The following is a 26,523-nucleotide window of genomic DNA, read 5'->3' as shown; positions in this document are numbered from 1 at the left end:
CGCGCAGGATTTTATCGCCCCGAGAAAGTGCTTTGACCCGAAAAAAATAATGAAAGGGAAGGACGTACACCATGCAAACACCTGCCAAGTTCACCACCCATATCGTATTGGCCGTGCTGGGCCTGATCACCTATCACCAGGCCCAGGCCGCGCGTATCGAACCGGCGGGCAGCGCCTTTACCGCCCAGGGCCCGATCAGCTTCTCCAAAGGCGCGCTGATCAGCGCCGATTGCACCATCAAGGTGGCCGGCAAGGTCGCTGCGGACGGTTCCTCGGTCAATGTCGACAAAGTCGAATTCGACGGCGGCCTCAAGTGCAGTCGCGTCGAAGCCATCAACTTGCCGTGGATCCTGGTCGCCAAAGATACCAGGAGCGGTTCCATGTCGAAGATCAGTGTCGATGTTCACGCTTTCGGCCTGGGCGGCAAGTGCGGGCCTTCCACCGCCGATGGCACCTGGGATAACGCCACCGGCAAGTTGGAAGCCGCCAATGTACCGATTGGCGAAGACTGCAAGATCAAGACGGTGTCGATCAAGATGCCGCCGAACTTCAAAGTTGTTGAGTAACGTGCTTCGGTAATTGAATTGAAATTTGGCTGGAAAGGGAAGTTCTGCAGTTTCACCGTGACCTCTCGTTCATGGCCATTACCCCCTGGCGAAATGACTCGCCATAACATGTGAGGAAAAACAATGAAAAGCTTGAAAACCCTCGTATCGTTGTCTGCTTTGGCTGTTTGCATGGGTGCTGCGTCGATGGCCAATGCCTATAGCATCACCCCGGTGAACTCGAGCTTCACTGCGCCAGGCACCATTTCGGTGAAGTCGCCATCGTCGTTCCAGGCCACTGTTAACTGCGGCGCAACTTTTACCGGGAACGTCGATGCCAGCGGTGTGGCAAAAATCACCGGTGTGGCGGTGACCGGCGGTGGTCTTTGTGCGCTGCCGAAAATCACCGGTCTGCCATGGACCTTGACCGCCACCGGTGCCGCTGCGGGCTCGGTCAGCAACGTTGGTTACACCATCGCCGCGTCGGTTCTGTATCCGGCGTCCAATTGCGGTCCGTCCACCATCACCGTGGGCTACAGCGGTGGTGTACTGACCGCCTCCAACCAGACCCTGAGTGGTAGCTGCACCGTGGTGAGCCTCAGCGTTACCCCAAGCCCGACATTTACCATCGTGCCTTGATGGGCAACTGACACACCGGGCTGATCACCTGTTGAAAGACTGGCGCCTCGATCGGGCGCCAGTTTGTGAACTGCCGGAAGCAAAACGAACCGGCGGGGCCGGCTCAGAGAAATAACAATAAGGAGTGCCGCATGAATAATAAGAAACAACACGTGCAGGTTTTGCTGGGGCTGGCACTGATAGGCGGGGCGATGGTGAACGCGCCTGCACAGGCCGGCGGTTTTTCAACACCGACCTACGGCGCACCCGGTTGGGGCCGGGCATTTGCCGGTGGCTCGTTGTTCAAGAACGATCCCAGTTCCGCGTACAACAACCCGGCGGCCATGGCGTTTGTCGAACACAACGTGGCGCAATTTACCGTCGACTACGCCCGCATTAAGATCAAGTACAAAGGTGACGCCTCTGATTATGCAGGCAACCCGATTTCCAATACGCCCTTGGACGCCAATGGTTTTCCCGACGTCGCATCGACCACGGTGAATAACAACGACGGCGGCCAAGGCGGGTTCACTGCCTGGTTGCCAACCGGTTTCATGGTCATGCCCCTGGGGGATCGGTTCGCTTTCGGCCTGAGCCAGGTAGTGCCGCAGGGTATGCGCTCCACTTGGGATCAGGACTCGAAACTGCGCGACTTTGCAGTGGACACCAAAATTGAAACCGTAGGATTGACCGGATCCCTGTCCTTTAAGGTGAATGATCAATTTTCTATCGGCGGTGGCGTGATCGTGCAACACAGCAAGGGCTTCGTCAGTCAAAACGTGGACTTGTTGTCTGCCGCCGCGGTGTCCGATTCCGTGCTGGGCGGGATCAATTTTCCGTCTGATGTCGGCAGTGCCTTGATGCGTGTGAAGGTCGACAACATTTCAGCGGGCTGGTTTACCGGCATTGTTTGGAAACCCACGGAGCGAGACACCCTTGGCTTGAATTACCACGCCAAGATCAAGAACAAGATGACCGGCAAATATAATATTTACGCCGATCAGTTTTCCTACAACCTGATGACCCAGCCAAGTCCGTTTGGCGGTAGCGGTACGTTGGTGAATACCGCTTATCCAGGGTTAGAGCTGGCACCGGACGGCGCCCATGCCAGTGTCCAACTGGACATTCCTGCCACGGCCGGCCTGGACTGGGTACACCAGTTCAACGATCGCTTCACGATGGGGGCCAGTGTGACCTGGACTGAGTGGTCCTCTTTCAAAGACCTGACGCTCGAGTCCGGTGGCACCACCATTGTGTCCATTCCCTACAACTACAAGAACACCTGGATGTACTCCCTCGGCGGTGACTACCGCTTGACCGATGAGTTGACCTTGCGTGCAGGTGTAGCCCTTGACCAGACACCTACACGCAATTCGACCCGCGACCCGCGAATCCCGGATGGCGACCGTACATTCCTGTCGTTGGGGGCTGGTTACGATGTGAAAGCAATCAAGGGCCTCAGTCTTGACTTGGCCTATTCCCACCAGTTCGTGCAAGAGGTCAAGCTCAAGACTCAAAACGTCGATCGCCTGGGTGGCGCAAGCCTGAATGGCAAGGCGGAGTCGTCGGGCGATGTGGTGAGCGTGTCGGCCACCTACGCGTTCTGATATTTCATAGAGGGTGATGGAAAAGGCACCAAGCGCATCTTGATGCCTTCACCCTCATTCCACGTCAACAGTTCCTTGAGTATTGGCATTCCAGGCTGATTCATTCAGCCGCTATTTTTTCGTCCAGGTATTAAATAAAAATTTCAAAACAAAATTTGAATTTGTCTTTCCAAGTTTGTAGTGTGGCTTTACGCCGCAGGTCGATCCGACCTTTCGCACGTAAACCACGCCCTGAATCGAGTAGAGGTATCCCCATGGTTATCTGGTTATTGGTGGGTGTCGCAGCCGCGATTGCCCTGGCGTATCGACAAGCTGCCGCCATCCTGTGGTTGGGCGCTGGCCTGATCTGGCTGACAGCGGGCTACCTGTTCAATGGAGTGGCGGCTTTCGGCGCCACCGTCGCGGCCGTGCTGGTGGTATTGCCGGCGTTGTTGATGAGCCTTAAACCGCTGCGCCGCGCGCTGTTGACCGGCAAGGCCCTCAATCTGTTTCGCACGATCATGCCGGCGATGTCCGACACCGAACGCGCCGCCATCGAGTCCGGCACCGTGTGGTGGGACGCCGAGCTGTTCAGCGGCAAGCCCGACTGGCAGCGCCTGCTGCAAGCGGCCCCGGCGAGCCTGAGCGCCGAGGAGCAAGCCTTCCTCGACAATGAAGTGGAAACTTTGTGCGATATCGCCAACGACTGGGAAACCACCCAGGTCTGGCAGGACATGTCCCCCGAAGGCTGGCAGTACACCAAGGACGCCGGCTTCCTTGGCATGATTATTCCCAAGCAGTACGGCGGCAAAGGCTTCTCCCACTACGCCCATTCCCAAGTGGTGATGAAGCTGTCGACGCGCTGCTCGGCGGCGGCGATTTCGGTGATGGTGCCCAACTCCCTGGGCCCGGCCGAGTTGCTGTTGCACTACGGCACCGACGCCCAGCGCAATTACTACCTGCCGCGTTTGGCCCGGGGCGAAGACATCCCGTGTTTTGCCCTGACCAGCCCGTATGCCGGCTCCGATGCCGGGGCGATTCCCGATCTGGGCATCGTCTGTAAAGGCACCCATGAAGGCCAGGAAGTACTGGGTTTCCGTGTGACCTGGGACAAGCGCTATATCACCCTGGGACCGATCGCCACGGTGCTCGGTCTGGCGTTTCGCGCGGAAGATCCGGACGGATTGCTGGGGCCGAAAGGCTCTCTCGGCATCACCTGTGCCCTGATCCCCACCTCCCATCCCGGCGTAAACAGTGGTCGCCGGCACTGGCCGCTCAATGCCGTATTCCAAAACGGCCCGACCACCGGCAAGGATGTGTTCATCCCGCTGGAGTGGGTGATCGGCGGCCGCGAACAGGTCGGCAACGGCTGGCGCATGTTGATGGAGTGCCTGGCCGCCGGCCGCGCCATTTCCCTGCCGTCGGCCAACGTCGGCCTGGGCAAGGTCGCGGTGCGTGGTACCACGGCCTACGCGGCGATGCGCAAACAGTTCGGCTTGCCCATCGGCAAGTTCGAAGGGGTGCAGGCGCCGCTGGCGCGCATGGCCGGGCACCTGTATGCCTGCGATGCGGTGCGCAAGGTCTCGGTGGCTTCATTGGATGCCGGTGAGAAACCCTCGGTGATCTCGGCCATCGCCAAGTACCACGTCACCGAACGCGCGCGGATGATCGTCAACGACGGCATGGACATCGTCGCCGGCAAGGGCATCTGCATGGGCCCCAATAACTTCCTGGCCCGTGCCTATCAGCAAAGCCCCATCGCCATTACGGTGGAAGGCGCGAACATCATGACGCGCTGCCTGATCATCTTTGGCCAGGGCCTGATTCGTTGCCATCCCTATGTGTTCCGCGAAATGGAAGCGGCGCGCAACCCGGACCGGCGCCAGGCGCTGGAAGACTTTGATAGCGCGATGTTCGGCCATGTGAGCTTTGTATTGGCCAACACCGTACGTGCGGCGGTGCATGCCCTGACCGGCGGGCGCCTGATTTCCGTACCGGCCAAGACCGACCCGGCGCTGGCGTCCTACTATCGCCAGGCCAATCGCCTGTCGGTGGTACTGGCGCTGATCTCGGATATTTCCATGGGCGTGCTGGGCGGTGCCCTCAAGCGCAAGGAAAGTATCACCGGGCGTTTGGGCGATATTCTGTCGCAGCTGTACATCCTGTCCTGCGTGCTCAAGCGCTTCGAGGACGACGGCCGGCCCCAGGCAGACCTGCCGCTGGTGCATTGGGCGGCACAGGACGCATTGCTGCGTGCCCATGAAGCCCTTGCCGAAGTGCTGGACAACTACCCCTCCACAGCGGCGGCGGCGGTGCTGCGTGGCTTGACGTTCCCGTTCGGTATTCCGTTGCGCAAACCTTCGGATCAGCTGCTGGCCCAGGTGGCCGATGTGGTGCAGATCCCCGGCGAAACACGCGACCGCCTGCTGGCCAATTCCTACATTCCGCGTCCGGAAATCGACAAGCTGGCCTACGGCGAGTTGGGCTTCCGCCTGCTGCCGCAAGTCGAGCTGATCGACGCCCGGCTCAAGCCGGCCATCAGGCAAGGCCTGCTCGAACCGATGCCGATTGCCGCCACGGCCTTCACCGCCTGGCGCGTCAAGGCGCGGGCGCTGGACCTGATCAGCGACGACGAAGACGCCTTGCTGGCGCGCTATGTGGAATACGCCGACCACGCTATCCAGGTGGATGACTTCCCCCAGGACTTCGGTTTGCTGGAGGCGTTGCAGCAGCGCAGGCAGGCGTTGGAACCGGTCGCCAAGCGGCGCAGCAGCCAAAGCGAAAACGCCTCGGTCAACTAGGAGAAACGCGGTCAATGTGGGAGAGGGATGGGTCCAATGCCAGTCATGTAGGAGCGAGCTTGCTCGCGAAGAACGTCTAAGCAACGCGTTCATTCTGGAGAAACGTGGTGGCCCTGAGTTTCTTCGCGAGCAAGCTCGCTCCTACATGACTGGCATTAGGGCTTGCCCCCTCCGACATGGATCGGGTTTACACGGCAAGTTTGTGTGGTGAGTGGATCTATCTATGAGTGACAGCTACCTATCGTTCGTCAATTCCCCCTGGGGCCGTCGCCTGGCCCAGGTGGTGGGCTTGCCCCAGCCCGTGCCGTTGCAGCGTCACCGCAACGGCCAGCCAGGCCTGGCCAACCCGGTGATTGTCGCCGGGGCAGGGCGCCTGGCTGCGCAGGTGCAACAGGTGTTCAGCGCCACCGACACGGTCACCGCCACCCCGGCGACGCTCAAGGCGCCGTCCACGGTCAAGGTGCAGGGCGCAGTGTTCGATGCCAGCGGCATAACCGGCTTGCAACAACTGGGCGAGCTCTATGAGTTCTTCCACGCCAACGCCAAACGCCTGGGCCAACATGGCCGCGTTGTGGTGCTGGGCACCGCGCCGGAACACTGCACCGAGTTGCCCCAGGCCATCGCCCAGCGTGCGCTCGAAGGCTTGGTGCGTTCATTGGCCAAGGAGTTGCGCCGGGCGATCACCGTGCAGTTGTTGTACGTGGCTCCGGGAGCGGAAGACGCACTGGACAGCAGCCTGCGTTTCTTCCTGTCGCGGCGTTCGGCCTATGTGTCGGGGCAGGTGGTGCGCCTGGAAAAACCGGTGGATGGGCAGGTCGCCGTCAATTGGGACAAACCCTTCGCCGGCCGACGCGCGCTGGTCACCGGTGCTTCCCGAGGCATTGGCCTGGCCATCGCCCAGGTCCTGGCCCGCGAGGGCGCGCATGTGGTCTGCGTGGACGTGCCCCAGGCCCGGGACTCGCTGCAACAGGCGGCCGCGAGTGTGGACGGTTCGGCGCTGCCTTTGGACATCACGGCAGCGGACGCCGCTGCCCAGTTGCATGCCCATGTCGGCCAATACGGTGCCTTCGATGTGGTGGTGCACAACGCCGGGATCACCCGCGACAAGACCATCGCCAAGATGACGGAGGCGGCCTGGCGCAGCGTGCTGGCGGTCAACCTCGAAGCACCGTTGCACCTGAGCAGTGCCTTGTTGGATAGCCAGGGCCTGAATCCGGGGGGGCGTATCGTGTGCGTGTCGTCGATCTCCGGCATTGCCGGCAACCTCGGGCAAAGCAACTACGCCACCTCCAAGGCCGGCGTGATCGGCCTGGTGCAAGGCCTGGCCCCGCGTGCGGCGGCGCAACAGGTCACGGTGAACGCGGTGGCGCCGGGGTTTATCGAGACCCAGATGACCGCAAAAATTCCGCTGATGATTCGCGAAGCGGGGCGGCGCATGAACTCGATGTCCCAAGGCGGGCAGCCGATCGATGTGGCCGAAACCATTGCCTGGCTGGCGCACCCGGCGTCGGGCGGGGTCAATGGCCAGGTCGTGCGCGTGTGCGGCCAAAGCCTGCTGGGAGCCTGAGTCCATGGACTACGTGACGCAGATCATCGACCCACCGCCATCACGCACGCGCCTGTTGCTGGACGGCGTACGTGGCCTGCGCAAACCCAAGCTCGACGGCGCACCGCTGTTGCCCAGGGAGCGCCTGGTGCGCTCGGCGGTGGAATTGTCCGCTGCGGGCATTGCGGCTTACGGCCGTGCCTGTGGCTTTCGCCGCGAACAAGGCGTGCCGCTGTCGTACCCCCATGTGCTGGCGTTCCCCCTGCACCTGATGCTGCTGACCCGTCCGAGTTTTCCGTACCCGGCCAGTGGCATGGTGCACCTGGCCAACCGCATCCGGCAGCACCAGCGCCTGCAGGAAGGCCAGGCGCTGCGCCTGGAAGTCTTTTGCGAACGTTGGGTGGCCCACGCCAAGGGCCAGGCGCTGAGCATCGCCACCCGTGCCTACAGCAGCGGCAGCCTGGTGTGGGAAAGCGACAGCCTGTACCTGCGCCGCGCGGTGAAAGGTCCCGTCGGCGAGCCATGGGAGGACGCGCTGGCGTTGCAGGAGGAGGGCCTGTTGCGCACCCAGCGCTGGGTGTTGCCGGCCGATCTGGGGCGGCGCTTCGCCAAGGTCTCCGGGGACTTCAACCCGATCCACACCTCACTGATCGGCGCCAGGCTCTTCGGTTTTCGCCGCGCCATCGCCCATGGCATGTGGACCCTCGGCCGCGCATTGGCCGCTCAACAACCCCCCGGGGGCCTGGGTCAGGCCGAAGCCCATTGCGACTTCAAGCTACCGATCTTCCTGCCCGGCCAGGTCGCCCTGTGGCAACACCCCGTGAGCGGCCCGCAGCGCGAATTCGAAGTGCGCAATTTCGCCGGCGACAAACCGCATATGCGCGGGCTATTTGTCTGGAATGAGAGCCCTACATGAGTGACTACAGCTTCAATCCGGCCCCGACCCGCCGCGTGGCGATCATCGGCGGCAACCGCATCCCGTTCGCCCGTTCCAACACGGTGTATGCCCACGACAGCAACCAGGACCTGCTGGTGGCGGCGCTGCAAGGCCTGGTCGACCGTTACAACCTGCACGGCCAGCGCCTGGGCGAGTTTGCCGCCGGCGCGGTGATCAAGCATTCACGGGATTTCAACCTGGCGCGTGAATCGCTGCTGTCGACCACCTTGTCCCCGCAGACCCCGGCCTACGATGTGCAGCAAGCCTGCGGCACCGGCCTGGAAGCGGCCTTGCTGGTAGCGAATAAGATCGCCCTCGGCCAGATTGACGTGGGCATCGCCGGTGGTGCCGACACCACCTCCGACGCGCCCATCGGCATCAATGAATCCCTGCGCCACACCTTGCTCGCGGCCAACCGCGCCAAGGGCATGGGCGACAAGGTGAAGGCGCTGCTGAAGGTGCGTCCGTCGATGTTGTTCAAGCCGCTGTTGCCGCGCAATGGCGAGCCGCGTACCGGTTTGTCCATGGGCGAACATTGCGAAGCCATGGCCCAACGCTGGCAGATCAAGCGCCTGGCCCAGGACGAGTTGGCCCTCACCAGCCACCAGCGCCTGGATGCCGCGTATCAGCGCGGTTTCTTCGACGACCTGATCAGCCCCCATCGCGGCCTGGCGCGGGACAACAACCTGCGCGCCGACGCCAGCCTGGAGAAACTCGCCGGCCTGTCCCCGGCCTACGACCGCCAGCACGGTACCCTCACGGCGGGCAACTCCACGCCACTGACGGATGGCGCCTCGGTGGTGCTGCTGGCCAGCGAAGATTGGGCGGCGGCCCATGGCTGGCCGGTGTTGGCCTACCTGCGCACGGGCGAGACGGCGGCGGTGAATTTTGTCGACGGCAGCGAAGGCCTGCTGATGGCGCCGGCCTACGCCGTACCGCGCATGCTCAAGCGCGAAGGACTGAGTTTCGCCGACTTCGATTTCTTCGAGATCCACGAAGCGTTTGCCGCCCAGGTGCTGTGCACGCTCAAGGCCTGGGAAGACGCCGACTACTGCCGCGAACGGCTCGGCCTGGAGGCGCCGCTGGGGGCCATCGACCGCGCCAAAATGAACGTCAACGGCGGCTCTCTAGGCTGCGGCCACCCGTTTGCCGCCACCGGTGGCCGGCAATTGGCGGCGCTGGCCAAGGCCATTCACGAGCGGGGCGGCGGTCGCGGCCTGATTTCCATCTGCGCGGCGGGCGGGCTGGGCATTACCGCTATCGTCGAAAAGTAGCCCCATCAAAAACAACAATAAGGAGACTGCCATGAACGCTATCAGCCTGGAACACACCGAACGGGTCTGGTTGAACGCTTACCTGCCCGGCGTCCCGGCGGACATCGATGCCGGTATCGAGGACTACCCGTCGTTGCGCGAGGTGTTCCTGGAGCACCTGGAGAAATTTCGCGAGCGGGTCGCCTACGTCAGCATCGGCACCGAAATGACCTACGCCGACTGGCAGGTGCAAGGCATTGCGTTCGCCGCCTGGCTGCAGGGCCAGGGCGTACAGAAGGGCGACCGCGTGGCGCTGATGATGCCCAACTGCTTGCAGTACCCGATCTGCCTGCTGGGCACGATCCTGGCCGGCGCGGTGGTGGTCAACGTCAACCCGTTGTACACCGCCCATGAGCTCAAGCACTTGCTCAAGGACAGCGGCGCCGAAACCGTGGTGATCTTCGAAAACTTCGCCCACACCCTGGAAAAAGTCATCGCCGGCAGCAGCATCAAGCGCGTGGTGGTGGCCGCCATCGGTGATCTGCTTGGCAGCTTCAAGGGCGCGGCGATGAACTTCATCCTGCGTCGCGTGCAAAAGCAGGTGCCGGCGTTCAACCTGAGGGGCTCGGTGCGTTTCAACCAAGTGCTGAAGCAGGGCCGCGCGCTCAACCACTTCCCGGTGGACATGCACCTCGACGACCTGGCCTTCCTGCAATACACCGGCGGCACCACCGGGGATGCCAAGGGCGTGATGCTCAGCCATCGCAATATCATCGCCAACCTGTTGCAGGCCAAGGCCTGGGTCGGCGACCAACTGGACCAGGACAAGCAGGAAACCAACGTCACCCTGCTGCCGCTGTACCACATCTTTTCCCTGACGGTGAACTGCCTGATGTTCATGTGCCTGGGCGGGCGCAACATCCTTATCGCCAACCCGCGGGATGTGAAGCGGGTGCAGATGATCCTGCGCAAGGAGCGCTTCAATGGCATTGCCGGGGTCAATACGCTGTTCAACGGCTTGCTGGAGAATAAGGAGTTCTGCGCCCGGGACTTCTCCGACCTGCGCATGGTGATCGCCGGCGGCATGGCCACGCACACGGCGGTGGCCAAGCGCTGGAAGGACGTCACCGGGCTGCCGATCATCGAAGGCTACGGCCTCACCGAATGCTCGCCGGTGGTGAGCATCAGCCCGATCGATATTGCGCGCATGCGCGAAATGGAATTCACCGGCAGCATCGGCGTCCCGCTGCCGTCGACCTGGGTACGGTTTATGCGTGAAGACGGCGAGCTGGCCGATATCGGCGAGCAAGGCGAACTGCAGGTGCGCGGCCCACAGGTGATGCAGGGCTATTGGAAGCGTCCGGACGCCACCGCCGAAGTGCTCGACGCCGAGGGATGGTTGTCGACCGGTGACATCGGCGTGATGGATGAACGCGGCTATATCCGCCTGGTGGACCGCAAGAAAGACATGATCCTGGTCTCGGGCTTCAACGTGTACCCCAATGAAATCGAAGACGTGGTGGCGCTGCACCCGGGCGTCGGCGAAGTGGCGGCCATCGGCGTGGAAGACGGCGTGACGGGGGAGAAGGTCAAGATCATCGTGGTGCGCAAGGACCCGAACCTGACCCAGGAACAGCTCCTCGCCCATTGCCGCGAATACCTGACGGGCTACAAGGTGCCCAGGTATGTGGAGTTTCGCAGTACCGAGTTGCCTAAAACGACAGTGGGCAAAGTGCTGCGTCGAGCCTTGCGCTAGAAAAGCAGGAACTGATTCGGACAGGCTTGCCACATAAGGACTACTTGCAACCCAGCGTTATCGCTGTGTATCTGCGTCCTGGTGCGACGCTGGACAGGCAGGTGAACACTTTTTGGCCAAACCGGACTGGAGACATCAAACGATGTTGGCGCCTGCTCTTGATAAACCTGTTACTTCCTCACGCCTGGACTCGGAGGTGGATCAGGGCAATAGCTCTTCCCCAAAACCAACGGCGAATTCGTCCGCCACTCCGCAAAAGAGCGCCTCAATCAGCTTTCAGTCGAGTGACACCCCGCGGTCGCCGGCGTTTTACGCGAACGCGGATACCGCCGGCTTCGAGGCGCGTGACCGTGCACAGCAGATCAAAGCAGGTTATTGGCCCCTGGGGGTTATGAGCAATTTCAAGCTGTTCGTCCGCCACTGCTTTGGCGCCCAGCGCCCTCCAAGTCCCGACCCGTTCCCCTGCAGGCCCTGCTACGGTTTCGGTAGCAAGAGCAATGCGGACCTATCACGCATGCTGCTCGACAGGTTCGATGACTTCAAGGCACCCAATGGGTTCATCACCAAGGACGGCCTGAAGGATATGGCCGGCAAACCGCTGACCGGCGATTATGAAAAAGACCAGAATATCCGCCTGGCACGGGAACTGATGAGGCGTGGAGGCCTGGTCGATGATATGGACCGTCACCATATCACCGGCGGGCTGGATGGCCTGATCGATCGAAACAACCTCAACATCACGATGTTTAAAAACCAGAATGACAAAGAGTTGGCCCGAGAGCTGATGCGTGATGTCGATCTGTTCAAGGCTCCGCAGTGGCCCTTCCACCTCAGCCTCGAAAAACTGCATGAAGTTGCCAACTGGACCGTTACCAGGCATCCCTACTTCGGTCGCCAGGCCTGGCTGGCGAAGGAACTCCTCAGGCGTCCCGACATGCTCGACAGGCTTCACTTCCGCTGATTGAGAGGTGTGCAGGTGATCTGAAAGTCGGGAGGGGGGCTTGCCCCTCCCACAAGGGTTTTGCATTGCGCTTCAGAGCGAGTTTAGGTTGACCCAGCGTTCTTCACGGGCCGCCACACGAATCGCCGTCGCCAGCCGTTCCACCTCCCACGCCGCGTCAAAGTCGGTGCCATCCGCGCCCTGGCCGGCCAGCGCCATGATCAACTCCTGCACCTCCAGGGTCTTCAGCTCGTTGTAGCCCAACTGATGCCCCGCCGCCGGGCTGAACGCTGCGTAGCCGGGCAGGGCAGGGCCGGCCAGCAAACGCTGGAAACCGTCCTGGCCGACACGGCACAGGCGCAGTTCATTCAAGCGCTCCTGATCGAACGCCAAGGTGCCCTTGGTGCCGCTGATCTCGAAACTCAGGTGGTTCTTGTAACCGTGCTTGAGCCAACTGCTGCTCACCGTGCCGCGCGCGCCGTTGGCGAAGCGCAGCAGGGCGTGCACCTGGTCATCCACGGCGATGGCTTTCTGCTCGGCGCTGCCTTTGACGGCCGGGCGTTGGGCGTGGACGGTCTGGGTGTCGGCACACACGGCGGTCACATCGCCCACCAGGTAACGCGCCATCGACAGCAAGTGGCTGCCCAGGTCCGCCAGGGCGCCACCGGCATGCTCCACTTCACAGCGCCACGACCACGGTGACGCCGGGTCGGCCATGAAGTCTTCGCTGAACTCGCCCTGGAAGCTGATGATGTCGCCGAGGTCACCCTCGGCAATCAATTGCCGCGCCAGGCCGATCATCGGGTTGTGCTGGTAGTTGTAGCCGACCCGCGTCACCACCCCGGCTTCGCGGGCGGCCTGGCGCATGGCATCGGCCTGCTCCAGGCTGACCGCCAGGGGTTTTTCGCAGTACACCGCCTTGCCCGCTGCAATGGCCGCCATCGCCATGGGAAAGTGCAGGTGGTTCGGCGTGGTGATGGCCACCACATCCACGGCGGGGTCGTCGATCAGCGCCTGCCAGTCGCCGTGGGCCTGGGCAAACCCCCAGGCCGTGGCACAGCGCCGGGCGCGTTCGGTGTCGGCATCGGCCAGGGCGGCCAGCTTGAGGTGTACCGGCAGTTCAAATACCGCCCGGGCATTGTTGAAGGCCAGTGCATGGGCGCGGCCCATGAAGCCTGTGCCGATCAAGCCGATTCCGAGTTCACGCATAGCCGTGGTCCTTTGGATTATTGTTTTCAGGAAGGCTATTAATGGAATAAAAATTCCCATATTTCAATAGATGGAATAAAAATTCATTAATCAGCCTGGCTAATACCCTCCTATTCAGGCATGGCCAAACGCCGTCAGTTAACAAAAGATAACGTAGCACCGATTGTCAGACGATTCGAAAGCCCGATAGGATGGCCCCTGCTTCCTCCAGGCGCTCTAGATTGCAGGTTTCAGGGCCCGGGAAGGCGAGACGACCTAACAATAATAAATGGGAGAAAGGTCTATGAGTGAGCCTGTCATGGGTTGGGTTGTTTGCCGCCCACGCGCCGCACGCAGGGTTGCGTTGCTGGCCGCAGCGCTCTCGCTGTTTGGGACTGTCGCGTTGCCGACCGTCGTCCAGGCCGCCAGCGATACCTCTTTTGCGATTGAATCCCCCAAGGCCGCCAAAGGCCTGATGATCGATGTCGTCCATGCCGGCAAGCGCCTGGTGGCGGTCGGTGATCGTGGGCACATCCTCTATTCCGATGACCAGGGCAGCACCTGGACCCAAGCCAAGGTCCCCACCCGGCAACTGCTCACGGCGGTGTATTTCGTCGATGACAAGCAGGGCTGGGCGGTGGGCCATGATGCGCAAATCCTCGCCAGCACCGACGGCGGTGCCACCTGGACCCAGCAGTATCAAGACCTCAAGCGTGAAGCGCCGTTGCTCGATGTGTGGTTCAACGATGCCCACCACGGCCTGGCCGTGGGCGCCTATGGGGCGCTGATCGAAACCACCGACGGCGGCAAGACCTGGGAAGACGTCAGTGACCGCCTCGACAATGAAGACCAGTTTCACCTCAACGCCATCGCCCGGATCAAGGACGCCGGCCTGTTTATCGTCGGCGAGCAGGGCAGCATGTTCCGCTCCAGCGACGACGGTCAGACCTGGGAAAAACTCGAAGGCCCCTACGAGGGCTCGCTGTTTGGCGTGATCAGCACCGCACAACCCCAAACCCTGCTGGCCTACGGCTTGCGCGGCAATCTTTACCGCTCCACGGATTTCGGCAGCACCTGGGAACAAGTCGAACTCAATGCCGCACGCGGCGCCCTGGAGTTCGGCTTGTCGGGGGCCACCTTGCTCGAAGACGGTTCGCTGGTGGTGGTCGGCAACGGCGGCAGCGTGGTGGTCAGCCATGACGACGGCCAGACCTTCAGCGTGTTCAATCGCCCCGACCGTATTTCATTGTCGGCCGTCACGGCGGCAGGCAACGGCAACTTGATTCTGGTCGGGCAGGGTGGTGTTCGCGTCGCCACACCCACTGGCGCCGAACCGACAAAACAATAAGAAGGCGGGGAACGCATGAGCAGTCATCACAACGATAAAGCGACCTTTCTTGAGCGCCTGATCTTCAATAACCGCCCGGCAGTCATCGTGATCTGCCTGCTGGTGAGCATTTTCCTGTTCTGGCAGGCGACGTTGATTCGCCCGTCCACCAGCTTTGAAAAGATGATCCCCCTCAAGCACCCCTTCATCGAAAAGATGATGGAACACCGCAACGACCTGGCCAACCTGGGCAACACGGTGCGTATCTCGGTGGAGGCCAAGGACGGTGACATCTTCACTAAGGAATACATGGAGACCCTAAGGCAGATCAACGACGAGGTGTTCTACATCTCCGGCGTCGACCGCTCGGGCCTCAAGTCGCTGTGGAGCCCCAGCGTACGCTGGACCGAAGTCACCGAAGAAGGCTTCGCCGGCGGTGAAGTGATCCCGCAGAGCTACAACGGCTCGACGCAAAGCCTCGATCAACTGCGCAACAACGTGCTTAAGTCCGGCCAGGTCGGACGGCTGGTGGCCAACGATTTCAAGTCGAGTATCGTCGACATCCCGCTGCTGGAGTCCTACCCGGACCCGCAGGACCAGGGCAAGCTGCTGGCCCTGGATTACCGCAAGTTCTCCCATGAACTCGAAGACAAGATCCGCGACAAGTTCGAAGCCCAGAACCCCAACGTCAAGATCCACATCGTCGGCTTCGCCAAGAAGGTCGGCGACCTGATCGACGGCCTGGTGATGGTGGTGCTGTTCTTCGGCGTTGCCTTCGTCATCACCCTGGTTCTATTGCTGTGGTTCACCAACTGCCTGCGCAGCACCATCGCCGTGTTGAGCACCACACTGGTGGCGGTGGTCTGGCAACTCGGCCTGATGCACTTCTTCGGCTTCGGGCTGGACCCGTACTCGATGCTGGTGCCGTTCCTGATCTTCGCCATCGGGATTTCCCACGGTGTGCAGAAGATCAACGGTATCGCCCTGCAATCCAGCGAGGCGGACAACGCCTTGACGGCCGCGCGGCGCACCTTCCGGCAACTGTTCCTGCCGGGGATGATCGCGATCCTGGCGGATGCCGTGGGCTTTATCACGCTGCTGATCATCGATATCGGCGTGATCCGCGAACTGGCCATCGGCGCGTCCATCGGCGTGGCGGTGATCGTGTTCACCAACCTGATCCTGCTGCCGGTGGCGATTTCCTATGCGGGTATCAGCAAGCGTGCCATCGCCCGGAGCAAGAAAGACGCGCACCGCGAACATCCGTTCTGGCGCCTGCTGTCGAAATTCGCCAGCCCCAAAGTCGCGCCGGTCTCGGTCCTGCTCGCGCTGGTCGCCTTTGGCGGCGGCCTCTGGTACAGCCAGAACCTGAAGATCGGCGACCTCGACCAGGGCGCGCCGGAGCTGCGCCCGGATTCGCGCTACAACAAGGACAACAACTTCATCATCAGCAACTACTCCACCAGCTCCGACGTGCTGGTGGTGATGGTCAAGACCAAGGCCGAAGGCTGCTCGCGCTATGAAGCCATGGCGCCCATCGACCAGTTGATGTGGAAGATGCAGAACACCGAGGGGGTGCAGTCGGCGATCTCGTTGGTGACCGTGTCCAAGCAGATGATCAAGGGCATGAACGAGGGCAACCTGAAATGGGAAACCCTGTCGCGCAACCCGGATGTGCTGAACAACTCCATCGCTCGCGCTGACGGCCTGTATAACAACAATTGCTCCCTGGCACCGGTGCTGGTGTTCCTCAACGACCACAAGGCCGAAACCCTCGACCGCGCCGTGCATGCGGTGCAGGACTTCGCCAAGGAGAACAACAAGGACGGCCTGGAATTCATCCTCGCCGCCGGTAATGCCGGGATCGAAGCGGCCACCAACGAGGTGATCAAGGAGTCCGAGCTGACCATCCTGATCCTGGTGTACCTGTGTGTGGCGACCATGTGCATGATCACTTTCCGCTCCTGGGCCGCGACCCTGTGCATCGTGCTGCCGCTGGTGCTGACCTCGGTGCTGGGTAACGCGCTGATGGCGTTCATGGGTATCGGCGTCAAGGTCGCGACCTTGCCGGTGGTGGCGTTGGGCGTGGGGATCGGCGTGGACTACGGCATCTATATCTACAGCCGCCTGGAGAGCTTCCTGCGTGCGGGGTTGCCGTTGCAGGAAGCCTATTACCAGACGCTCAAGTCCACCGGCAAAGCGGTGCTGTTTACCGGCCTGTGCCTGGCCATCGGTGTGTGCACCTGGATTTTTTCGGCCATCAAGTTCCAGGCCGACATGGGCCTGATGCTGACCTTCATGCTGTTGTGGAACATGTTCGGTGCGCTATGGCTGTTGCCGGCGCTGGCGCGGTTCCTGATCAAGCCTGAGAAGCTGGCGGGGCAGAAGGGTAATTCGCTGTTCGCCCACTGAGCCTGCAGCCTGTGGCGAACGCGTAAGTGCCGCCGCCACAGGCTATTGCCGGTCTCACGACTCGAAGGACAGGAACCAGCGTTCAGCCAGCTGTTTGCCGATCAAGCCTCGATGCACATTGACGATGGCCTGGGGACTTTGCGCCTTGGCCAGCAGGCTGTAATAGCTCTCGCGGCGTTGCTCACGGGTTTTCAAATGGGCGGCCGTGTAATCGGCCTTGGGCGTATTCGCGCCGGGGTAGTGAAAGTGCGCGTACCACAGCGTAAAGCCTTTCGCGTCGTTGATCGCGTACTCCTGGATGAAGTCACGACGTGGGCCACCCAACTGAATACGTTTGCCCAGCAACGCAACGTTCGCCTGTTGCTGGTCGATGAGGTATTCGAGGTTGGCATGGGTGGGCGGCAGTTGCAGGCACAGTTGCAAACGTAACGCCTGGCCTTGGCTGTTCAACCGCGAGTAGGCCTCGCGCAGTTGCACCACCAGCGCTTGGTCGGCGGCGCTCCTGCTAGCCTCGGGTTGGGCTTCGATGGCACGGTGCAGCTCTGTGGCCAAGGTGTCATAGCGCACGGCTTCATACTGCAAAATTTCCTGCACTTCCTGCGGGTGCCTGGAGATTTTTCGATAGGCCTCCCCCCGGTTCAAGTGGTCCTGAAGCATGGCCAGGAGTTTGCGTGCCTGGCCCTTTACTACGCTCAGGCTACGGGTCGGCGCCGGCGGTTGTGGGGCCGGCGCCTGGACGAATTCAACCCATTCATCACCGCTTTGTGAATACATCCCCAGCAACTGGTCGCTGCCCTCGGCGCGGACTTCGACGATATCGACGTTGCCGATGGGCTTGAGTTCACCGATGAATGTGCCTTTGCGGCGGGTCTTGATCACGCGCTTAGGCGCAGCGCCGTGGCTGCTCATCGGGCGTTTTGGCAAGCGCTTGGGCGCTTGTGCCGCCGGTTTGATTTCGCTGGCCAGGCGCTGGCTGGCGTCCTGGTAGAGCGCCTCGACCAGCGTGAACAGTTTGCTGCTGTAGGTGTGGTCGAGGACTTCGGCATCGAGGATGCCAAGGCCCTGCAAGGCGTCGAGGGCACTGCCATAGTGTTCCACCAGGCTCTCCAGTACATTCAGGCGGTCACTGCCCGGCAGTTCAAGGCTGTTGAGTTCGCTGTGGGTGCGTACATGCTCCTGCAAGGGATCGACGATGGTGTTCAAGGCATTGAACAGAGGATGTTCAACGTCTTTGACAATCAAACGCTTCAAGCAGCGAATGTGCAGGTCCTTGACTGCCAGGGCGCTGATTTCGTTCGACCGGTCGGCCGTCAATCCAGTCGCACTCTCGGCGCCGGCAGGGCTCAGCTCAAACAGCTGTTCCAGGGAGCGGTCCTTGAGCTCCAGCCAATGAATGCTGCGTTCATTGATCTCCAGCAGCCGCTGGAGAAACTGCCGGTAGCTCGCCGGCTCACCAAGCACCGCCAGGTACAACGCCGGGCCTTCGCGGGTAAAGCGTTGATTGGCGCGATAGAGGGCTTGCCGGTCATTTTCTGCCACGACCACATGCTTGCGCGTATTTTTGACGGTATTTTCCAGGATGCGCTCGAGCGGTGTAAGCGGTAATGCGATGCCCAGTTCGCCCCGTTCCTTGGCGCTGTCCAGGATCTTCTGAAATTCCGCTGTCTGGCTGTGCAGCGCGCTGTCAAATTGTTTTCGGATCCGGGCCCGTTGGGTTTCTCCGATCGTCGGGTCCTTGTCGGCTTTGTCCATGGCCGCTTGAGCTTCATCGGCGGAGCTCTGCAGCGACGCCTGGCCTTTGAGAAATTGCTCATACTCGGTTTGCAATTGGCTGATACGCATCGCTTTACGTTGGCGTTCGGCGGCAATGCGGCCCAGGGGCATGCCACCGCGCAGGCGCAGGCGGGTATCGATCGTCCACGTGCCGGGCGTCTGCGTCCTTAGGTAAGGGCCGCTGCGATCAGGGTCGGCGGGATCCACAATCACCACGCTGGCGTCGTGCCCCAGGCTGACTTGAAACAGCTCACCGTCAACCCGTGCATGCCAGGTGGTGCCGATCAAGTACAGCCCCTTGCGCGGACCGTTGAGCACCGGCTGCGGCAACGTGGCAGGTGGTGTGACCCTGAAGGTTTGCAAGCGCATGCGCTGGCTGTGGGTGAGGCGCTGGTGGGCCTGGGCAAAGCTGAAATCCAGGGCGGTGTGGTTGCCCTGCGGCAGCTCGCCGGGCAGGGCGACGGTGCCTTGGCGAATCTGGGCCGGCGCAGGCACCGGCCATTGTTCGGCGCTGCGCCGTGGCAGCGCGGTGGCGGAGGCGGGCGGTGTGACCGCCAACGGCAGCGGGCGCCGTGTGATGGGCGTTGCCGGGAAGTCCAGCAGCAACAGCGCGACGTTCAGCAACAGGTCGATGCTGCCCTGTTCACGGACCTTGGGGTTCTGGCTGCCGAGCGCCTGGATGTCTTGCGTCAGGCTGGTCGTGATGGCCAGCAACCACCCCATCAGCATTGCCGGGCCGCGCAGCACGGGTTGTATAACACTGAAGAACAGCAAGCCGCTGCCTTCGCGCAAGGTCTGCCAGCGACTTTCACTGTTGGACACGGAGGCTCGGTCAGCCTGTTGTACCAAGGCGCGGGCGTTATCGCTGAACAGGTACTGCATCAGGCTGCCCGTGACCAGGCACTGCTGCAATTCTTCGTTGATACCATCGAGTGCCAGGGTCGCCGGCGGCGGCGTTTCCCTGGGGGCGAACTCATCGCCCTGGCCGAACCGCAGGTAATGGGGTTCGTGAAAACCTCCGTTGTCGTAGATCGGCCTGGTGTTGTCGGGCAGCCAGGTCAGGATGCTGGCTTGCATGTCGCCAGGTGCGGCGATCGCGGCCAGCAGGTCGGCGTGGCTGGCGTACTCGTGCAACGGTTGGGCATAGAGCGGGCGAAACAGCAGGTGCGGGCCGCTGCTGACGTCCTGGAACTCAATGATGTACATGTTGCTCACCACGTCCGGCTGGGCGGCGGGGCTGTGCAGCAGCGCCAGATGACGAATCACCACTGCACGGCCGTCGAGTTGCTGCTCGCTGCTGGTGGCCTGCATCAGGCACTCGACCATGCGTGCGCCCACGGGCGTCACACCGGCTTCGCGCTTGAGGCTCAACTCCAGCGCCAATAGCGGCAGTTGTACCGACAGGTGTTCAGCGAACAGCGTTTCCTGGGTGCGGGCCTTGGCCGTATCGCTGAGCAACTGGTCCTTGAGGTAATGGGGGTAATGCTGGCCGATATCCACTCGCTCAACCAGGGCGATAACGTAGGCCGGTGTCAGCCACGCCGGTAAGGGGGTGCCCTGGCGATGGGCGAGGGTGAACTCGCCGCTGGGACGACCACTCAGGTTTCTGATGGCCAGCTCCGTGAGGCTCATGCGCACGTGCTCGACAATCCCGGCACCACCCGGGTAACCGGCGGCAACCACGAACGTCAGCTGCACATCATCCGGGTTAAGCCCCTGTGTCGGGATCTGGTCTGGACCGTTGCCGACGGCTGTTTCACGGCCCATTTCGCGTTGTAGGGCCGCAACGGTAAAACGTTGGATGTCTTCAATGTCGGTGGCAAGGGCCGGGTCCTGTGCGCGTTGTTTCAGACCCGCCAGGGCCAAGGTGTAATGGCGGTAGCGGGCACGGTCGGCGGGGCTGGCGCCACGCAGATTCTGCGGTAGCTGCGCACGCACGCTGGCGAGTGTTTGCGCAGGGGCTTGCAGGGCGTCGAGAAAGCACAGCCCTGGGTCGGTGATTTCCAGGTACAGCGTGTGCAGCGTCTGCAGGTCTTGGCCGAGTGGCAGTTGCAGGGCGCCCAGGCGCGTGAGTTGCTGGTTCAGAATCATCGACGCCTGGTGGTCGAAGATGGAGCCTTCGGGTTCGTAACGATTACAGGTAATCGTGCTGGCCTGGTAGTGCGCCGCCAGGCGCTCGCCCCAGGCCTGCAAGAGCGCGTCCATTGAGGCAAAGGATTCGACTTGCCCGTTTGGCGCACACAAAAGGGCTGGCGCCACGCCGTTGATGGCGCGGGTCAGCACCATGTGTTCGGTCAGTTGGCGATCGGCCTGGCCATTGCTGCTCAGCGTGGTCTCAAGCCCATAGGCGAGCACGCTGTGGTCGCCGTGTTTGGCCAGGCGTTGTGCACGGTCCGGGGTGGTGATGAGTTGGTCCAGGGTTTGCCAGGCGGCCTCGTCCAGTTCCGGCTGGCGCAGGGTGCTGGCGCGCAAGGTGCTCCTGAGCATGTCGCTGAGCCAGCGCCAGCGGCTGACTGTTGTGTCTGACGGGGCATTCCAGTACTCGGCCAATGCGTCTTGCAGGGCAATGGGCAGGGTGGGCGGCAGCGTCTTGATCAGCGCCTCAATGACTTTCATGTCCGGCCCAGGCGTCTCGGTGCCGGGTAGCTTGAGGCGCTTGGGCGGGACATCCGACAGGTAGTAGGGCAGATGGTCGACTTCGTTGAAGTCCAGTGGTCCACCTTCGGCCAGGTAGCGCTGGATAACCGTCATCAAGGGGGCCAGGGTCCAGCCACCTTTCCCGGTGGGGGTTGCCAGGCGTGTGCGCGACAGGTCGATGATCAAGTCGGGGTATGTTTCGGCAATGGCTGCGCCGAGTAAGGGTTGGATCACCGCCTCCAGGGAGGGGCGACTGGCAAATTGGGCACTGACGGCCTGGGCGGTCAGCGCATGAGTAGTGGGTGTTGCGTGCATCGACATAAAAATCCTTTTTATGGGCGGTCAGCCCGACGCGGGGTTTATTCAGGTATCAGGACGAGGAACAGTTGTTGGTCCAGCGGCCGGTTGATGGGGCTGTAGAGGTCATTGACGATCACGTGGCTGTCCGGGCCTGCCTTGGCGATCAGGTCCTTGAAGGTGGTGAACCGGTGTTCCGGGCGTTTGAGGTGGGCGGCGGTGTAGTCGCCGCGCGGGCTGTCGGCGCTGCTGTAGTGAAAATGCGCGTACCACAGCACGTCGACGCGGTTCTTTTCGCGAATGGCAAACTCCGAGACATAGTCATTCGCGCCAGTGCGCTGCGGGCCATGCACCAGGCCGATATCCACGGCGGCATGGCGACGCAGGTAATCAATGTTTTCCTGGCGCGGACGCTGGGCCTTGTAGCCTTCTATGCAGTGTTGCTCACCCTGACGGCGCAGGTCCGTTGCACGCATGCGCAGGCGCTCCAGGGCCTGGGGGACATCAGGCTTATCCAGGTGATGGGCCTGGATTTCATCGGCAATCGCCTCGATTTTCCTGGCTTGGTGGCCGAACATGTCATTCCAGTCTTGTGGGTTGACGTCGTCACGGCGCTGCGGGTCGGCCAGTTTGCGTTTCTGAAACTCGATGGATTTTTCCAGGGCGGTGATTTGATCGATCAGCCGCTGAGCTTCCGTACGCAGGGTCGCCAGGGCTCGCTGGCGTGGCACGGGTGCCGGGCGCTGCGGCGGTGCGTCGACGATTTCCACCCAGCCTTCATGGGGATGCTCCATGAACCGCGCGCTGATTTCGTCGGTCAGCGGGTTTTTGACCACAATGGTTGGAAAGGGCATCTCGGCGTCGGGGGGCAGCAGGTTGCCCACCAGTGTTCCTTTGTCCCGCGACCGGAACACGCGCTTGGTCGGGGATGGCAGTTGCGCTGGTTTGAAACGCACGAACTGGGCAGGCAGGAATTCATCCTCGCGAAGTACATCCGCCAAGTCTGTCTCGGCTGCGGCGCGCAGGGTTTCCAGGCGCTCGATCAACAGCGGCATATAGCGCGGACGCAGCAGTGTCGAGTCCAGTTCCATCAGCATGCGGTAGGCCTGGAGGCGCCGGCTGTAATGCTCGATCACATTCACCAACACCTCTTTGCGCTCGGCAGAGGTGAAGCCTTGGGTGGTCAACAGGTCGATGTACGAGTGCTCTACGGAGACCTGAGGGAAGTGCAAGGTCTCCAGCCGCGCCATAAAGTATTCTTCCTGGGCGGTGGCTGGCTCCCTCAGCTCATCAATGCTCAACGCCGCCAGCAGGTCGAGCGGCTCGACAATGGCACAGAGGCGGTTGTAGAAGCGCCGATGGGGCATGGCATTGAGGAACTTCAGGCGCTCTGCCGGCCCGGTCTTGAGGCGGTTCGCCATCTCTTCCAACGTCATGTCGATAGCAATCAGGGACTGGGCATGGCGCTCGGAGGTGGCAAAGTGCATTTCAGTCATATCGAGCAACCGCTGATTGGCCGGCTCGTCGCGCTCCATCCGCAACAGGTCGTTCATCAGCTCGCCCCGATCAGACACAAACGTGGCGGTGTGCAGTGACGCCAGGAAGCTGACATCCACCTCCTGCGCCGCCAGCAGGGTTTGGTACTGTTCAAGGCAACTGGACTCATAATCGAACTTGCCATCGGCCGCCTTGACCTGCGCGTAGGCGTCGATTATCGCGCGGCGATTTTGCTGTAACTGCTCGGTGACCGGGGCGTACTTTTCATAGGCCACGAGAAAGTGCAAGCGAGCCCGGGTCCTGTTACGCGCCTCAACGGCGTGGGCGCTGACGGCTGACGGGTCATTAGGGGACAGGCGCAGGCGTTGCATTGCATGGGCCAACTCGCGGTCGCGCACTTCAAATTGTTTCTTGGTTGCCGTCACGGTGTCGAACAAATGGGCGGTTTGGTCAATTTGTTCAAGGATTTGGCTTTCCAGGCGAGTGACCTTCAGCCACGCCTCTGCACGTTGCTGTTCAATTTGCGCCAACTTGGCCTTGAGTCGGTTTTTCGGCCCCCCTCCACGCAGTTTGAGACCCAGGTCCAAGGCCCAGCGTCCTTGCCCGTCGTAGCTGAGCTTAAAGCCTGGGTGCAGGTTTTTTTGTGGATTGACGATGAACACTTCGCCTGCGTCGGGAACGATGCTGACCTGGAACAGCAGGCCGGCTACCGAGGCATGCCACTGCTGACCAATGCGGTACAACCCTTTGAAGGCACCCAACTCGACCGGAGAGGGAGCGGGCACCGGCCAGGCTACGTGGTGCTCGAGCAACGCGTTGAACAGACGGCGTCGGGAACCGTCACGCGCGGTGGAGTGGATGAAGTCCACCTCGGTACGATCACTCGCAGGCGGCTCGGACGGCAGGCCAACCGGGCCTTGTTCAATCTTTGGCGCAACGTGTGCAGACGGCGTGGGAGGTCGTCGCAGCAAGGTACTCAAGGCCTTGGACACGGGCGGTTTGGCTGGGGTGAAAGCGGGCTCGATTGATGGATGTTGCGCCGACGCCCTGTGTATCAGTAACAGGCCGATATTGAGCAGGACATCGACCCAGGCCAGTTCGCGTGCGACCGGGTCATCGCCGTGCAAGGCCTCCAGGTCATGTTGCAGGCTGACGGCCAGTTGTACCATCCAGCCCGCGACCATGGCGGGGCCGCGCAGCAACGGCAGCAATAGTGCGTTGAACAGCAGCCAGCCACCCTCCAGCAAAATCGCCCAGCGGCTTTCGGCGTTGGACACGGCGTCACGGTCGGCCAGGTCGACCAGCGCCCGCGCGTTGCTGCCGTACAGGTATTGGGTCAGGTTGCCAGCGGCCAACGACTGGGCGAGAGACCCCAGCACTGCATCCCCGTTGCTATCGTCCGCCAACTGCGCGGGTGCCGGTGCCGGCCATTGCACGGTGTCGTCGCCCTGGCCAAAACGGATGATATGCGGGCTGACAAAGCCATTGTTGCTGTAGATCGGCCGGGCGTGGTCGGGTAGCCAACTGAGCACACTGTCTTGCAGGGGGCCAGGCTCAGCAATGGCGCCCAACAGCGCGTCACGGCTCGCAAACTGGCGTAGCGAGTCCGGATACAGCGGCCGGTAGAGGATATGCGGACCGACCTGACGGTCCGACGCCTCGATAATGAACATGTTGTTGACCACATCCGGCTTGGAATGCGGTGTGCGGTGGAAGGCCAGGGCGTGAATCACAATGCTCAGGTCGTCGACCACCCGGTCCGCGGCGCTGCGCTGCATCAACGCCTGCACATAACGGTAGCCTTGCCAGGTCATGCCATGCTCGCCCCGTATCTTGTGCTCCAGGGCCTGCAGTGGCAGGCGCACGCGCAATGCTTGGTCGAACAACGCTTCACGGCGTTGGGCTTCACTGTCGTTGCCCAACAACAGGGCCCTGAGGGTGGTGGGGTAGCGTTCGCCGATATTGGTGCGAGCGATCAGCCCCTGGGTGCTGGTGAACAGGCCTTTTTCTCCCAGCAGGTAGTCGGCGTTCATCCAGGCCGGTATCGTCGCGCCGGATTTGGAGCGCAGGGTCAGGCTTCCCTGGGGCGCGGCCGCCAGGTTCTTGATCGCCAATTGCGTCAGGCTCATGGACACGGGCGTGAGGTAGCCGCTGCCCAGGTCGCCGACGGGTACATGGAAGGTCAATTCAAGGTCGTCCGGATCAATCGTCGTGACCTCGGGATGATCGGCGTGGATCTGTTCGAGCAAGGTATTGCGCGTGAAGTCATGCAGGTTCTCGACGCCATCCAGAAACGAAGCCCCCGCTGTTTGCCGGTGTACGCGTGCCAATTCAGCCAGCTGTTGGCGGTAGGCAAAACGATCACCGGGTGTCGCTGTTTGCAGCCACACGGGAAGGTTCGCCTGGAGGGTGTGCTCAAAGGTCGGGCTCGGCGCCGGGGCCTGGATGAACCAGGGCGTGGGGTCTGTGGTGTCGGCAATGCGCTGTTCCAAGGCGTTCAGGCCGTCGCTGGCCGGCAGCACGACGGTGCCGAGCGCTTCCAGTTGTTGGTTAAGCAGCAAGGCCGCGAGGGTGTCGAAGCTATTGCCGTCGGGCTCATAACGTTTGATGGTCACGCTGTCGGCCAGCACCTGGCGCGACAGGTCCCGCCCCCGCGCCTGGGTGAAGGCTTCAAGGGAATCATGGAACTCCAATGTGCCGTTGCTGCGGTACAGCATGACGTTTTGTGCCTGCACCACCAGCAATTCGGGTTCCATGATGTTGGCGGTGTGGCTGCCCTGGACGATGCTCGTTTCCAGGCAATAGGCATGCACCCCGCCTTGCACCGGCGTCGGGCGCGTTCTTTGGTCCGGGTAAGCGGTCAAGTGGTGCAGGGCTGTTTGTTGTTGCTGGTATTGGGTCGGTAACAGGCTGGCGGTGCTGCTCAAGCCTGTGGCCAACAGGTCGCCCAGCCATTGCCAGCGGATAGGGCCGGTGTCGCCCGGCTGGTTCCAGTAATCTGTCAGAGCGTCCTGGAATACCGTCATCAGGGTGGGTGTCAGGTCGAGGATTTTTGCCTTGATCAGTTGCAAATCCGGCTCTCTGACCGCTTCGGCCTCATAGGTCAGGGGATGGGGCGCTCGGTTGGTCAGGAAGCAGCGGCGCCCGTCGATGACCGTGTCCGTGTCTAACAGCGTACCGCTGCCCACGTAATCGAGCGCCACATCCAGCAAGCGCTTAAGGTCCCAGCCCCCGACCAGGTTAGGGACCGCTAGCCGGGTAAGCTGCACGTCAAGGTCCAGCGGCGGGTATTGCTCTTTGATCGCTTTTTGCAGCATTTGCCCGAACACCGCTCTCAGGCTCGGGCGCGAGGCGAACTGACGGCTGACCGCCTGGGCCGGGGCGTCGCTGTGTTGGGTAAAGGTCGGGGG

The 26,523-nt window shown here is 61.9% G+C and carries 14 protein-coding genes; 11 read left to right on the top strand and 3 right to left on the bottom strand.

All coding sequences use genetic code 11. From position 1 onward, the window contains the following. Positions 1-71: 71 nt before the first annotated feature. The 9 genes from praA (at position 72) to Q8X51_RS29030 (ending at position 12,003) form a co-directional block, all read left to right on the top strand. Positions 72-566, top strand: a complete 495-nt coding sequence (praA, locus tag Q8X51_RS29070) for an alkane oxidation protein activator PraA (RefSeq protein ID WP_065927131.1) — start codon at positions 72-74, stop codon at positions 564-566. Between the two features lie 123 nt (positions 567-689). Then, entirely contained in the window at positions 690-1,184 is a 495-nt protein-coding gene (gene praB / locus Q8X51_RS29065) for an alkane oxidation protein activator PraB (RefSeq protein WP_027608591.1), read from the top strand. Positions 1,185-1,315: 131 nt separating this feature from the next. Further along, complete coding sequence (locus tag Q8X51_RS29060; RefSeq protein ID WP_065927130.1) at positions 1,316-2,770, top strand: outer membrane protein transport protein; 1,455 nt, start codon at positions 1,316-1,318, stop codon at positions 2,768-2,770. A 254-nt stretch (positions 2,771-3,024) separates the two neighbouring features. Beyond that, on the top strand, positions 3,025-5,550 hold the full coding sequence (locus Q8X51_RS29055; protein ID WP_330214587.1) for an acyl-CoA dehydrogenase: 2,526 nt from the start codon (positions 3,025-3,027) through the stop codon (positions 5,548-5,550). 223 nt (positions 5,551-5,773) lie between these two features. Beyond that, a complete protein-coding gene (locus tag Q8X51_RS29050; protein WP_407694187.1) occupies positions 5,774-7,117 on the top strand; it encodes a 3-oxoacyl-ACP reductase in 1,344 nt (447 codons plus the stop codon). A 4-nt stretch (positions 7,118-7,121) separates the two neighbouring features. Next, positions 7,122-8,012, top strand: a complete 891-nt coding sequence (locus tag Q8X51_RS29045; protein ID WP_315871707.1) for a MaoC/PaaZ C-terminal domain-containing protein — start codon at positions 7,122-7,124, stop codon at positions 8,010-8,012. Further along, positions 8,009-9,307, top strand: a complete 1,299-nt coding sequence (locus Q8X51_RS29040) for an acetyl-CoA C-acetyltransferase (RefSeq protein WP_065927126.1) — start codon at positions 8,009-8,011, stop codon at positions 9,305-9,307. Before Q8X51_RS29045 ends, Q8X51_RS29040 begins: the two co-directional genes overlap by 4 nt. Before the next feature lie 31 nt (positions 9,308-9,338). Beyond that, a complete protein-coding gene (locus Q8X51_RS29035) occupies positions 9,339-11,042 on the top strand; it encodes an AMP-binding protein (RefSeq protein ID WP_065927125.1) in 1,704 nt (567 codons plus the stop codon). 112 nt (positions 11,043-11,154) lie between these two features. Then, entirely contained in the window at positions 11,155-12,003 is an 849-nt protein-coding gene (locus Q8X51_RS29030) for a hypothetical protein (RefSeq protein ID WP_407694186.1), read from the top strand. A 72-nt stretch (positions 12,004-12,075) separates the two neighbouring features. Here the strand turns inward: Q8X51_RS29030 and Q8X51_RS29025 are convergent, their stop codons facing one another. After that, positions 12,076-13,191 carry a Gfo/Idh/MocA family protein gene (locus Q8X51_RS29025; RefSeq protein WP_407694185.1) on the bottom strand — a complete coding sequence of 372 codons (1,116 nt, stop codon included), beginning with the start codon at positions 13,189-13,191 and terminating at the stop codon, positions 12,076-12,078. Between the two features lie 298 nt (positions 13,192-13,489). On the opposite strand from Q8X51_RS29025, the gene Q8X51_RS29020 reads away from it, so the two are divergent. Further along, a complete protein-coding gene (locus Q8X51_RS29020) occupies positions 13,490-14,518 on the top strand; it encodes a WD40/YVTN/BNR-like repeat-containing protein (RefSeq protein WP_174562745.1) in 1,029 nt (342 codons plus the stop codon). Between the two features lie 15 nt (positions 14,519-14,533). Next, entirely contained in the window at positions 14,534-16,909 is a 2,376-nt protein-coding gene (locus Q8X51_RS29015) for an efflux RND transporter permease subunit (RefSeq protein WP_027608582.1), read from the top strand. Positions 16,910-16,963: 54 nt separating this feature from the next. Here the strand turns inward: Q8X51_RS29015 and Q8X51_RS29010 are convergent, their stop codons facing one another. Together Q8X51_RS29010 and Q8X51_RS29005 are read right to left on the bottom strand one after the other, a co-directional pair. Further along, positions 16,964-21,634 carry a dermonecrotic toxin domain-containing protein gene (locus Q8X51_RS29010; protein WP_407694184.1) on the bottom strand — a complete coding sequence of 1,557 codons (4,671 nt, stop codon included), beginning with the start codon at positions 21,632-21,634 and terminating at the stop codon, positions 16,964-16,966. A gap of 44 nt (positions 21,635-21,678) precedes the next feature. Further along, positions 21,679-26,523: dermonecrotic toxin domain-containing protein (locus Q8X51_RS29005; protein WP_407694990.1), on the bottom strand; the 4,845-nt coding region annotated here is incomplete at its 5' end.

Source organism: Pseudomonas sp. Yb2C2 (assembly GCF_052112325.1).
GTDB classification, from domain to species: domain Bacteria; phylum Pseudomonadota; class Gammaproteobacteria; order Pseudomonadales; family Pseudomonadaceae; genus Aquipseudomonas; species Aquipseudomonas marginalis.
This window is presented reverse-complemented; position numbering and strand designations above follow the sequence as displayed.